This window comes from Gammaproteobacteria bacterium (assembly GCA_040183005.1).
Classification (GTDB): domain Bacteria; phylum Pseudomonadota; class Gammaproteobacteria.
In genome coordinates this window covers 465,176-477,726 of record JAMPIW010000002.1, presented here as the reverse complement: position 1 = coordinate 477,726, position 12,551 = coordinate 465,176, and the positions used below count along the sequence as shown (strand labels likewise).

The 12,551-nt window shown below is 57.5% G+C and carries 11 protein-coding genes; 3 read left to right on the top strand and 8 right to left on the bottom strand.

The window, feature by feature from the left end:
- Positions 1–30 precede the first annotated feature (30 nt).
- Together M3A44_03900 and M3A44_03895 are read left to right on the top strand one after the other, a co-directional pair.
- Positions 31–1,338: a hypothetical protein gene (locus M3A44_03900; GenBank protein ID MEQ6340802.1), complete on the top strand. Its 1,308-nt coding sequence runs from the start codon at positions 31–33 to the stop codon at positions 1,336–1,338.
- A gap of 170 nt (positions 1,339–1,508) precedes the next feature.
- Positions 1,509–2,282 carry a hypothetical protein gene (locus M3A44_03895; protein ID MEQ6340801.1) on the top strand — a complete coding sequence of 258 codons (774 nt, stop codon included), beginning with the start codon at positions 1,509–1,511 and terminating at the stop codon, positions 2,280–2,282.
- On the opposite strand, the gene M3A44_03890 is transcribed toward M3A44_03895, so the two are convergent.
- The 5 genes from M3A44_03890 to M3A44_03870 form a co-directional block, all read right to left on the bottom strand.
- Positions 2,220–3,170, bottom strand: a complete 951-nt coding sequence (locus M3A44_03890) for a DUF6279 family lipoprotein (protein MEQ6340800.1) — start codon at positions 3,168–3,170, stop codon at positions 2,220–2,222. The two genes, M3A44_03895 and M3A44_03890, sit on opposite strands and share 63 nt — an antisense overlap.
- Positions 3,171–3,245: 75 nt before the next feature.
- Positions 3,246–4,856 (bottom strand): BatD family protein, encoded by a 1,611-nt coding sequence (locus M3A44_03885; GenBank protein ID MEQ6340799.1) that lies wholly within the window; start codon positions 4,854–4,856, stop codon positions 3,246–3,248.
- On the bottom strand, positions 4,850–6,619 hold the full coding sequence (locus M3A44_03880) for a VWA domain-containing protein (GenBank protein MEQ6340798.1): 1,770 nt from the start codon (positions 6,617–6,619) through the stop codon (positions 4,850–4,852). The genes M3A44_03885 and M3A44_03880 overlap by 7 nt, the downstream gene beginning before the upstream one ends.
- Entirely contained in the window at positions 6,619–7,629 is a 1,011-nt protein-coding gene (locus M3A44_03875; protein ID MEQ6340797.1) for a VWA domain-containing protein, read from the bottom strand. The genes M3A44_03880 and M3A44_03875 overlap by 1 nt, the downstream gene beginning before the upstream one ends.
- A 3-nt stretch (positions 7,630–7,632) precedes the next feature.
- Positions 7,633–8,103, bottom strand: coding sequence for a DUF4381 family protein (locus M3A44_03870; GenBank protein ID MEQ6340796.1), 471 nt, complete (start codon positions 8,101–8,103; stop codon positions 7,633–7,635).
- A 266-nt stretch (positions 8,104–8,369) separates the two neighbouring features.
- On the opposite strand from M3A44_03870, the gene M3A44_03865 reads away from it, so the two are divergent.
- Positions 8,370–9,125, top strand: a complete 756-nt coding sequence (locus M3A44_03865; protein MEQ6340795.1) for an IS5 family transposase — start codon at positions 8,370–8,372, stop codon at positions 9,123–9,125.
- A gap of 81 nt (positions 9,126–9,206) precedes the next feature.
- Here M3A44_03865 and M3A44_03860 read toward each other — a convergent pair whose 3' ends face one another.
- The 3 genes from M3A44_03860 to M3A44_03850 all read right to left on the bottom strand — a co-directional run bounded on the left by M3A44_03860 (position 9,207) and on the right by M3A44_03850 (position 12,549).
- Complete coding sequence (locus tag M3A44_03860; GenBank protein ID MEQ6340794.1) at positions 9,207–9,884, bottom strand: hypothetical protein; 678 nt, start codon at positions 9,882–9,884, stop codon at positions 9,207–9,209.
- An 87-nt stretch (positions 9,885–9,971) separates the two neighbouring features.
- Positions 9,972–11,540, bottom strand: coding sequence for an alkaline phosphatase (locus tag M3A44_03855; GenBank protein MEQ6340793.1), 1,569 nt, complete (start codon positions 11,538–11,540; stop codon positions 9,972–9,974).
- 115 nt (positions 11,541–11,655) lie between these two features.
- Complete coding sequence (locus M3A44_03850; protein MEQ6340792.1) at positions 11,656–12,549, bottom strand: DUF58 domain-containing protein; 894 nt, start codon at positions 12,547–12,549, stop codon at positions 11,656–11,658.
- Positions 12,550–12,551 lie beyond the last annotated feature (2 nt).

Here is a 12,551-nt window from a genome sequence, read left to right as displayed (position 1 = left end):
GACAAGTCATCTTAAGCCTGGAAAAGAAAAATGAGTGAAAAATTATCTGCCGCCTCTGATGATGTCAGTTGGTCTTTGGTGTGCTATGCCGGTGATGAGCAAATTGGCATGGTCTCGGTCATCAGGCACGATGGCGCAACGGGAAAAACAACGGTAAAGGCACTGGACACGGAAACCGCTGACAGTGTCAACTCCCGGCCCGTTTTTATTAATACCACGCAAGACGATCAGGTGGCGATGCTTGATCCCGTGAGCAAACAGATTTATATCCAGAATACATTCCCGGCCATTGCCCGGCCTGATCACATGTATCGTGATGTCGACAAGGCGCAGCTTTGGCTGGGCAACGATGGTGACAAAGACACGGGTAATGATGCGCTCAATTGCGGCGAGAACGGCTCCTCCGTCACGGTGATCCAAAATGACGTCCAGGCGGATAAGCTGGATGTGCCTGCCAAGGTGTTGACGACGCTGTGCGTGGGCCGAGGCCATCACGTGACAACGTTTACCTTCCCCTCCAGCTTAGCACCCGCAACGCCGCGGCGTGCTTTTGTCAGCAATCTGATGGATGGCACAATTTCCGTGGTGGGCAATGACCCGGCGGATGCCGCCACGTATCTCAAGGTGATCGCTACCATCAACCTGTGCGAACCAGTGCGTGAAAAGAATGGAATCACCGGCGTACCAAACAATGCCGCGCCGCACGGCATGGTGTATTCACCGCTGACCGGGAAGGTCTACAACATGAACAACGGCTATGGCACTATCGCGGTGATCGACCCGCTGACCAATAGCGTCGAAGATTCTATTTACGTCGGCACCAGCACCAATGCGCTGCTGAGCCCGGATGGCCGTTTCATCGTCTGCAAAGGCGCAGACCGCAAGAGCGATGAAAATCATGTGATCGGCAAGATCACTGTGCTCGACGTGGTGACCAAGGCCGTGTCCGAGACGATGGACTTGGTCGATGTCTATCCGAGTGTCTATCGCTTCTCCGCCGATGGCAAGAAACTCTATTTGACTACCGCCTCCACCGGCAACAAGACGCAGAAGGTCAACCTGAAAATGAACGCGCTGCTGGTATTCGACAGTTCCGCGCTGCCGATGCTGCGGCTGAGCAAGGAAGTCATCGTCGGCGTGGCCGACTGCGGGCGGCGCCCCATCGCGTTTCTGGAGCAAGATGGCGTCTTCACGCGCACGTTTGTCTCTAATCCCACCGAAGGCACCCTGTCTGTCCTGGACGGCGATGAGCAGGTGTTGGAAACAGTGACTGTCTCAGCTCAGCCGGTGCCAGCCCTGCATTTCTATAGCGATGAGGGCAGGTTGCTCGGCGCGTAATGTTTAGCGGCTCGCCGAAGTGCCGATAACCTCGTTGTCTTCCAAGTAATCCCTTCCCTTCAATCAGGTGGTGGCGAGGGGTGTTCAAATCACCCGCCTCCTTGCCACTTCCCTTGTGGGGAGCGGGAGTTCATCCTTTCTATCGATAAATTATTAAGGCGTCCCACGGGATGTTCAAAAAACTGCGGATTGCGTTTCTGCTCGTGCTGCTGTTGTTCGTTGCCGGGAATGCCTGGCTGAACAAGCTGCGCACCACAAAATGGGATCGGTCTTTGTGGGTGGTGGTGTATCCGATCAATGGCGATGCGAGTGCCGCATCGTCCCGCTACATCGGCCAGTTGCGCCAGGATACCTTTCAGTCCATTGAAGAATTTATGGTGAGCGAGGCGTCGCGCCATTCATTAAAACTCGGAAATCCCGTCACCATAAAGTTGGCGCCCGAGGTTGCCGTCTTGCCGCCGCAACCACCGCGTGATGGTAATGTGCTTGGCATCATGTGGTGGAGCTTGAAGATGCGTTACTGGGCATTTCGCGCCGATAACTATGATGGCCCTGCGCCGGATATCCGCATGTTCGTGGTGTATTACGACCCCGCTACCCACGACGTTCTTAATCATTCTTTTGGCCTGGAGAAGGCATTGGTAGGCGTGGTGAACGCCTATGCCGATGACAAAATGGCGTCGAGAAATAATGTGGTTATCGCACATGAATTTCTGCATACCGTGGGCGCCACGGACAAATACGATATGGCCACTAACCAGCCGACCTATCCCGATGGCTATGCCGATCCGAATCAACAGCCGCGTTTCCCGCAGAATAATGCGGAGATTATGGGGGGAAGGATTCCGCTGTCGGAGGTGGAAGCTGAAATGCCGCCGAGCCTAAAACGCGCTGTTATTGGTGGCAAAACTGCCAGAGAGATCAATTGGATTCATGTGGAATAGCGCCAGGCTGGGTGCAGTCCAGTCAGCGGCCACTTGTGACTTCCTGGTTAATGCCCCCAGGTCTGCCGTGTACTCCTGAATCTTGTCGCGCAACCGCTGTTTTTGCTGCGGGGTCAATGTTGTGTAGATATTTGCAATCATTCCGTTGGTGGCATCCTGAAATTCTTTGATGAGTTTTTGTTCGTCCGGTGTGCGGGTGTGTTCCGGTGTGGAAATCCATAGGCCGATGAAGGATGCGATTTTTTCGGCGCCTTCGTTGTTGTGTATGAGTTCGATGATTTTTCTTTGATTCTTTTCACGGTTTTGCATGAATGCCGGGGCGGCGAAGGGGAGTTGGCGGCTCATTCGGGTGATCTTTTCTTTCTGCTCGCCGGATAGATTTCCCGTGAAATCTTCGATGAAGTCGATGGTTTTTTCGGCGCGTCTGCTTAGTTGGTCGTCGCGGCTTCCATTCAGCGATTCCTCTTTCAATTTTTCATTTTCTTCTTTCAGATTTTCCTCTAATTCCTGAATTTGCGGTTTGCTCATATTTGCCAGTATGTGGGCGGCAGGATGGATAGTAGGCCTCAGCGTTATGCGATAGAGGCCGCGCAATTCGTCGCTGAGTATGAAAATTTGCTCTTTTTCTATTCTGCTATTTTGGAGTGATTGATCGATTTTTTTGAGAAATTTGATGTATTCAGGAAGCATGTCGCGGCGATGCCAGTTCATGAAAACACCGACTTCGCGCTGGATTGTTTCTTTTTGAGTGGTGTTGAAAGAGGTGTAGTTGTTGATCTTGTAGCGCAGATACCAATCGGCGTTGTTGTAACCTGTGGCCACCATGCTGCAACCGACAACAGAGATCACCAGTAGGAGGGTGATGCTGGTCAGTGGCAGTTTTGACATAAAGTACCTGCTTGGTGCGCAACCTTTGGTGTTCATCCTCAATTTGACGGAAAAAGAGGAGAGAAGTTTCATGTTTTAAACGCGGCTGGTAAATGCCTGCGGTGACCATCTGTCGGCAATGGCCTGTTTAATTGGCGCCCCAGCGTGGATTCTGGCTACCGCTGCCTGTACGGTGGGCCGTAGTTTTTCTTCATCAACTTTTTGCTTGCCGTAATAGAGTCGTTGCACGGTACGCACTGTTTCGCGCAGTTCCTGATCCACGCCGAAACGTGCTTCCCATTCACCCAATCCTTGTTCCAGCGAGGGGGCGCCGAAGGCGTCGAGCAGGATGGCCTGAAGGGGGTGTGCAGTGCGGAATGTCTTCGTTTCGCCAGGCATCTCTTTAACCAGGGACTTTTTCAGTGGCGGGGTGCGCCGCGCGCGTAGCCATAACCCCAGCGTGGCAAGCCATAACACGGCGAAGGTCAGCGCTGTGATCTGCCATGCCAGTGAAGATGTGTCATGAATTTTCGCGGTACTGCGTGAGGCGGGAGCGGCTACAGCCGGTGTGACAGGTTTTGGGCCGGCGTTGACAAGCAGGGTTTGTCCCGGTGATTCGACGGTATCCATCACGCCGCGCTGCGGGTCGAAATAGCGCAGGCGTATTGGTGGCAGGCGGAAATTTCCGGCGGCCAGCGGGGTGACGGACAGTATGTAGGTGGCGACATTGGTCAGGCCATCGGCGGTTTCGTCTGTCCGCCGCTGGGCGTTGTCCTGATAGAGTTTGACCTGGGCAGGCGCCGCCAACCCTGGCAGCGTGCCAGGCAGCGCATTGGCGCCCACCGGGGCGCGCAGGGTGATGCTCAACGATGTCAGGCTGTTCGCATCCGGCAGGGCGGTGAGCGGGGCTTGGCTGATCTCCGGTTTGCCGACCAGGATATCAGCGGGTATGCCCGCCGGCAGTGCCTTAACCTGTAGACGATGCTGTCCGCCGGGAAGACGCAGGCGGCGGCCATTGGCGGTGATAGCCCATACGTCGGGCAAGCGCACCGTGAGTTCGCCGCTTTGTGCAGGGAAGATCGCCCAGGCGATGCGCTGCACGTTGTAACTTATGCCCGCGACCTCTTCCTTGCGCTCTGCCTGTGGAAGTTTGCGGTACTCCATCAGATCAATGCGCATCGGGCTGGCTTCTATATCGCCACCCAGGCTGGCGGTGGTGAGATTGATGCGGTGGTACAGGTCAATATGCGCGATGGTTTGTTCGCGTGCCCACACCGTGGTTTTGTTCACGCCGCTGCGGATAAATACTTCGGGGTTGGTATTGCTGGCGGTGGGGCTGGCCTTGATTGTGACAGGCTGACTGCGCAGGCCGTCCACGCTGAAGGCCGGGATAGTCACTGCCCCTGGGCGTTTGGGGAACAGTTCTACGGTGATGCTGGAGGTGGATCTGCCGCCTTCGCGCGTAAGGATGAAACGGTTGTCGGCGCGCGGCGTGCCGAGGTCGAAGTTTTTTGTCAGCACACTCAGGTCGACATTCGGCGAGATACCTTCGGCGCGCAGCCGGGTATCGCTGTTTATCAGTGACAGGGTGAACACGATGTGCTCGTTTACGGCCAGTTCCTTGCGGTCCACGCTGGCGGTCAGTGTTGCCGCCAAGGTGTTGCTGGCCCACAAGGTGAGCAATATGAAAGCAATGCGCGCTACCACGGTTTTTCGTCCTCTACCACTATGATCCCAGCCGCCTTGTCCGCAGTGGAGAAGCGATTGCTGAGCAATTCCTGTGCGTTGGCCGCTTCTGCGCATCCGGCGCTCGCGGCACTAGCACATCCCTGTGCGTTGTCCTGGATGGATTGCATTTGCTGGCGGGCCTGGACGGCTTCGGGTTTGTTGGCTGGGGTAGAGCCAGGCGGGCCCGCGCCGCCTGTTGCTTCTGCGCCCTTTAGGGTGCGAGTCGACTCGTCACTCCCTTCTTTTGTGTTCCTATCGCTTTGTTTTGCCGGGGTCAACGCGGTATTTTTTTGTGGATCTCCAACTTTTCCTCCGCTGGTGCGTAGCTGTTTTTCCTTGTTGATGAGGCTGAGGTTGAGTGCGGCGCGCGGATAATTTTTTTGCCACGCCAGTGCAGTTTCATAGGCGCGGGCGGCTTCATCGAGGTGGCCCAGTTGCGCCAGCGCATTGCCGCTATTATACGCGGCCTTGGCACGCTCTTCGTTTGATGCGGCAAGCCGCGCGGCTTGTCTAAATGCAGCCAAGGCCTGTTGCCAGTCGCGCTGACGATAGGCGACGGCGCCCAAGCCCATCGGTCCGTTGTAAGTTTTGATGCCGCGATATAGGGTCGCGGCGCGTGCATAGTCACCTGCGGTAAAGGCTTCCAGCGCGCTTTGTTCACGCCAGGGCGAAGCCTGTGCGTCCTGTGGCAGGGCGCCGATTAACGGCCCGATGATCAGCACGGCCAGGATATCCATGCGGTGGCGCGCGCCCGACCACATGAACAGCAGCAGGCTCACTCCAAGCAACCACGGGAAAAGTTGATAGGCGTGCCGCGTTTCATTGGCTTGCTGGTAGCTTTTGGTTTCAATCTTGCTCAGCCCTGTGATCAATTGGCGGATATCGCCATCATCGTTGCTCAGGTCGGCATAGCCGCCGCCAGTGCTTACAGCGAGCGCCATCAATTCCTTACGCGCCAGACGCGACACTACGAGAGTATCTTGCTGCACATGTCCTTTAGGGTGCATCATGAAATGCCCCTTGCCGTCCGGCACTGGCCCGCCTGCTTCCGTGCCAACACCGAGGATAAACAAGGGGATCCCCGCCGCGCGCAGATTTTTTGCCTCGGCCAGCGTGGTTTGATTATTATGCGCCTCGCCGTCGCTGATCAGCAGTATCGCACGGCCTTGCGGCGAAGCGCCGTCCAGTGTCTGTCGCGCTACTTGCAGCGCGCGCGCCAGATTGGAGCCGTGCTTCATTACCAGGGCAGGATCGAGCAGGTCGGCAAAGTGGAGGAAGGTGTCCTTGTCAGGGGTGAGCGGCAGGGTGACGTAGGCATTTGCCGAAAAGGCGATCAGCGCGACGCGGTCGCCGTGCAGACGGCTAACGAAATCGCGCAATTCCAGCTTGGCGCGCTGCAAACGGCTGGGTGCGATATCGGGCGAGGTCATCGAGGGCGAGATGTCTATGATGACGGCGATGTCGATGCCGCGCCGTTGTTCGGTTTGTGGCGTCTGTTGCAGGAAATAAGGCCCTGCCGCCGCCAGTGCGGCCAGCGTCCAGGCGAGGATAATTGCCCAGTGTGGTGCGGATCTTGATCGAGAGGTCTTTCCTACCAATAGTCTTGGTAATAAATGGGGGTCGGCAAACGCATTCAGCCTGCGTTGCTGCTGGGCATTTCTCTTTTTGTCCCATGCCAGTATGAGCCAGGGCGTGAGCGCTAGCAGCATCCACAGCGGTTCGCGCCACTCCAGATGCGGCATCACGGCAATACCTCCGCGTGCTTGCGCGTCTGATAAATCAGCAACAGGGCAAGCCCAATGATCAACGGCAGCCAGTACCATTCGGTGCGCAGCGTTGCGGCATCGTCAACGATGTCGGTTTTTTCCAGTTGCTCGATATCGCTGATGATGCGTCGCATCTCTTCGGTATTGCCGGCAGCATAGTAATGTCCGCCGGTTTGTTCCGCCATGCGCCTCAACAGATCTTCGTCGAATGGCATTTCGGTGATCGCGGGTGTTTCTTTTGTACCGCGCGGGAAGGGCACCTGACGGTGTGAGCCGATGCCGACCGTATAGATGCGCACGCCCTCCTGTTTCGCCAGCAGCACTGCCGCATCTGGGCTGATAGTTCCGGCGGTATTGCTGCCATCGGTAAGCAGTATCAGTGCGCGTGATTTAACGTCGCCTTGTGTAGCATCGTTTTGCAGACGCTTGACTGCGAGCGCCACCGCCGTGCCGAGCGCGGTTTTCTCTCCCGCCATGCCGTGCCGTACTTCATCCAGGAAGGCACGCACGATATTCATGTCACTGGTGAGCGGTGCCAGGGTATAGGCGTCATCGGCGAACACAATCAGTCCGATGCGGTCGCCATGGCGTTCGTTGAGAAACTGACTGACCACACGTTTGAGCATGTCGAGGCGGCTCAGGTTTTTTTCATCGACAATAAAATCCTGTGCCCGCATTGAACCCGACACGTCAATTGCCAGCAGAAAATCGCGCCCTTTGTAGGTGTTGGGTGCAGACTCCACCCATTGCGGGCGTGCAAGAGCAGTGGCCAGCAAGGCGCAGCCAACGATCCACAGCCAGGGCAGGTGGGCACGGCGAGAGAGTGGCTGCGCGGTTAATTCCGCCAGGACGTCGGCTTGGCTGTGAAGGAGGGCGGCGGGCCTGGAGGATACAGAGGTTCTGCCGCGAAAGCGCGCTGCACCCATCCATGCCAGCCACGGCAGGGGCAGGACGAAGAACCATGATGGTGCGGCGAATTCCAGCATGGATCAGGTATCTCCCTCAGCGCCGGCTAACCAGTTTTTGGCGCGCTGAAAGACTTCCAGCGTCAACGTTACCTGCGGCGCCTGCTGGTAACGCAGTTGCTCGAACAGGTGCAGTGTGTCCCGCCATGCGGTTTGGTCTGCGGAGAAATGGGCAGGGCATTCCGGGGTGAGTTGCGGTAGGCCTAGCCCCAGCCGCAGCAGCGTCGCCAGCTGGTAGGCCGCCTCGCGGTCGACCATTTTCCCGGCCTGCCACTCCATGCGCGTCTGTTCCAGCCGGGTTTGCGCCGTGGCGAGAGGGGTGGCGGGTTGCCGGTTGCCTGCACGGCGCTTGCGCGAACGCCAGGCCAGCCATGCTGCTATCAATATCGCCGTAATGGCGACTATGGCCGCCGCCGCGATGATGAACGGCTGCCAGTCCGGCGCAGCGGGCAATTCGATGTCGGCCAGGCGGCTCAGTGTCCCGGTATCATTCATGTGCCAATGCTTGTTTGCGGGTGAAATCTTTCCTGGAGGATGCAGGAGTATTAGGGGCCGTTAAGGAATAACCAGTGCTTTTCTGGTTAAGCCTTTACGGCCCCTTATGCCGTTCCCACCATTCTAAATGTACAGATTAATTTTGAACGACGGCTTAGTAAACAAAAAGGCCGGAACATTCAATGATGTTCCGGCCTATTCTAGCAGGCTGGCTAGGTTCTGTTGACGTTTCGCGGTTTTGGTAGAATCCGCCGTTTTAGGTTGGCATGGACAGAACCAAAATAAGCGATAGTGAGTGGGTGCGTATATTGTCACACTTAACTAAATTGACGGGCGTGCATCTCGGATCGCCCGATAAATGCAGGCGATTTATGGGCGCATCATTGTGGATACTGCGCACCGGCGCGCAGTGGCGGACGCTGCCGCCAGAGCATGGCAAATGGAATAGTGTCTTCAAGCGATACTCACGTTGGTGTGCGAATGGCGCATGGGATAGATTGCTCACTTATTTTTCTGAAGATGCTGATTTACAAGATGTTTCTATTGATGGAACGGTGACAAGAGCGCACGCCTGTGCCGCAGGCGCGGCGGGCAGTTCGGCTGAAAAAGAAGCGCTGGGGCGCTCCAAAGGTGGGTTTAGCTGTAAGATTCATGCGGCCTGTGATGCACTTGGCATGCCGATTGAATTCATTCTGACGGGTGGCCAAACGGCGGAGTGCACGGTCGCAATACCGCTGCTGGAAGGCATCCAAACATCAGCACTTCTGGCGGATAAAGGCTACGACACAAACGAGCTGCGCGCGTGGTTAAAGGCGCGTGGGATAGAGGTTGTGATTCCGCCGAAGTCGAACCGAAAAGAGAAAATTGACTGTGATTATTGGCTTTATAAGGAGCGACATGCCGTCGAATGCATGTTTGGCAAGCTCAAGCATTATCGCCGGATTGCTACTCGATATGAGAAAAAAGCTGTTAATTACATGGGAATGCTATCTTTTGCGGCGGTACTTTTGTGGCTGAGATGAAACGTCAACAGAACCTAGGGAAGGGTTTGTGTGATTCGTTTGATGCGGTTCTTCAGCACTATCCAGCCTCTACGACTCGTGTCAATGTCCGTGATGCAATCCTTCCTTGTGGCCCACGACATTCTTCACGAACGGATCGTTTTCCTTGTCTCCAAGATCAGCATAATCAAGGTGCTGATAGGACTGCATCCGCGCCTCGGAGGTCATGGTCCAGGGGGCTGACGCCAGTGGTTTGCATTCCGCCATGCGCAGACTCACCGTAATGCCTCCCTGGGTCTTCTCGATCCGCGTCGGCAGGTTCATTTTCGGTAGCCATAAGACCTCGGTACTCACGCCGTCAACCTCACCTGCATAGCGTTCGGCCCGCTGGCCGTCGACGGTTTGTTCTCCTGTCCGTTTCAGCTGCGTGCCCAACAATCCGGGGTCGATGATGGATCTTATCTGGTTCCAGTCCGCCTTCATCGCAAGTGCACGCAGGTCGCCTGGCGTATAGTCGATGGCCTTCCCGCCAGGGTGAAAAAGTTTGGTGTAGGAAATCTGGCCGCGCGGATCCAATTCCCAGACCTCGCCGGTCTCTCCGTGTGCGTCGCGGGTTTCGACGCGGTTGTCGCTGCGCCAGAAGTACCACGGTGTGGTGTGATTCTGCCCGGAAGATGAGTCGATCAGGTACACGCACGCTGTTGCTTCCGGTGCTTGATCGGCCACCGCGCCGCCAGCCAAGCAGAGCATCGGTAATACAAAGATCCACGGTTTTGTCATGTCATGCCTCGAAACAGGTTCTTACGCCAAATGGAAAAAGGGAATGCGCTCGCGCGCATTCCCTGTTGTACCTCCTTTCCAGGTCAATCAGAAGCCAAAGGCTTCCTTCATGACATGGAAGATCGTGTTCTGCTCCATGGTGCCGCGGAACAGATAGGCCTTCGGGCCATTGGCGTAGATCGCGACATCCTCACCGGCATGGGTCTCGGACTGCATCGGCACGGCCGATTCCTGCATGTAGCTCGGGGCCGTGGTGTCGGTGGCGGTCAGGTTTGGCCGGCCTGCGGTGATCCCCGAATAGCTCGACGGGTTATGCGGGTAAGCTTTGCTTCCCTCCGGCTGGCTGTTGGAGGCGCCGGTGTATCCCGGGCCGTTGGCATAGCCCAGCGTGCTGTAGGGCAAGCCGAGCGCGTCCTTGGCGTAAGTGCCGTCGGCATCGCCAGGGTTGACCACCTTGCCGAGGATGTTGTTGCCGCGTTTGGGATAGCCGGCGATGGTGAAGACATGGCTATGATCCGCAGTGACGATGATCAGCGTGTCCTTGGGGTCGGTCTTCTCCAATGCCACCTTCACCGCCTTGGACAGTTCGATGGCGTCCGTCAGCGCCCGGTAGGCGTTACCGGCGTGGTGTGCGTGGTCAATGCGGCCGGCTTCAACGTGCAGGTAGAAGCCTTTGCGCTCTTGCTTGAGCAGGTCGATGGCCTTGCTGGTCATGTCGGACAGGGAGGGTTCGCCGCCGATATCGGTGTCGCGGTCGTGCTCATACTCCATGTGTGAGCGTTCGAACAGGCCCAACAGGTGGCGGGTGGTGGACGGATTGATGGCGTCGAATTGCGCCTTGTTCCAGGCGAAGGCGGCGTTCGGGTACTTCGTCAGCCACTCCGCAGTGAGGTTGCGCCCGTCCTTGCGCACGCCCTTTTTGCCTGCATCCTCGGGATCTGCAACCGTGTTGGGAAGAAAGCGGTCGCGGCCCCCGCCCATTGCCACTTCAAGTCCGTCACCATAAGGGAATTCGATGAGCTGCCGGGCGACGTCCGAAAAGCTTGCGCACTGGGCGGAGACCTCCGCATCGCTCTCCCAGTCGCGTTCCGGGGAGTGGGCGTAATTGGCTGCCGGGGTGGCATGGGTCAGCCGGGCGGTGGTGACGATGCCGGTGGCCTTACCGGCCTTTTCCGCGTGTTCGAGGATGGTCGTCAGGGTGTTGCCTTGTGCCTGGTCACAGTTGCCGCGCTCGACATGATGATTCACCGACAGCACGCCATCATTGGTCTTCACGCCAGTGACCATGGCGGTCATAGTGGGGGCGGAGTCAGGTGTTTGCTGGTTGACGCTATAGGTTTTGGACAACGCCAGATAGGGCAGTTGCTCGAAGGTGAGCCGGTTTTCTTCGCCGCTCTTGCCCTGCAACTGTCCTGCCAGGATGCGGGCGGCGGTGACGGTGGAAATACCCATGCCGTCGCCGACGAACAGGATCACGTTCTTGGCGCGGCGCACATTGGGGAACAGCTTCTTGGCTTCGTCCACGGCATTCGCGCCGGCATCGTACCAGCCCTGCGGCGTCATCTCCGGCGCCGGGAAGGAATCCGCTGCCAGGGCGGAGGTCGCAAAGCTGGCAGCCACTACGATTGCCAGTGGTTTTAGTATGAATCTCTTCATGACAGGGTTCTCCGTGAGTTTGTCGAAATGACACAACCGCCCCAAACTGGTTCGGGTCTGAAGGGTAATCTAAGCGAAGTCTGTTACAGGAAGATGAACCAAAGGCTGCACTGCGTCAGAAATCGAGACTGTCCATTTCTTGTAGGACATCCCGGTGGGTATGCACCGGGCGCAGCGCAATTCCGGCGTACCTGAACAGGCCCTCCAGCGCGGCGGCGCGCTCCGCCATCGCTTTTGCATAACGGGTGCGCAGTGCGGCATCGGAGGTATCGACGACGCACATCGTGCCAGTGGCGGGTAACACGACGCGGATCTTGCCGGCGTCCGGCAGCTCTTCTTCGCCGGGGTCGACGATGCGCAGCGCGAGAACTTTGTGGCGCGCGGTGAGATGCAGCAACAACGGCAGATGTTCCTCACGCCATTGTGCGAAATCGCTGATCAGGCAAATCAGGGAGCCGCGTTCGGCGGTGCGGTCGATCTGTTCGAGCAGCGTTTCGACGGCAATCGTCGAAGGGCTTTCCGGGAGTGGCGCGCAGGCGGCCAGTAGCAGGGCCAATACGCCTTCCAGGTGTCGCGCCGGGGGAAAGAATTGTTCGCGGTTGTCGACCACGATACCGGCCACCGGCTCGCGCGCCGCCAGGGCCGAAAACGCCAGCAATGCCGCCACGCGTGCGGCGCGCGCCGCCTTCAGTTCGCCGCGTGTGCCGAAGTGCATGCCTGGCCCTCGGTCGATCACCAAAAACAGTTCTTTGCTGCGCTCCTCGCGGAACACTTTCATGATAGGTTTGCCGCTGCGCGCGGTGGCGCGCCAGTCCATGCGGCGCACATCGTCGCCGGTCTGGTAGGCGCGCACGTCTTCAAGCTCCATGCCGCGGCCCCGGAATACGGAGGGTTGCTGTCCGGCAAGCGGTGATGCCACAACATGCCGGGAGGGCTTGCCGCGCTCCAGGGTTTGTAGCTGCAATTGCTCCAGGTCTTCCGTGGTGAGGAGGGGTGTTGAGTTGGTCATAT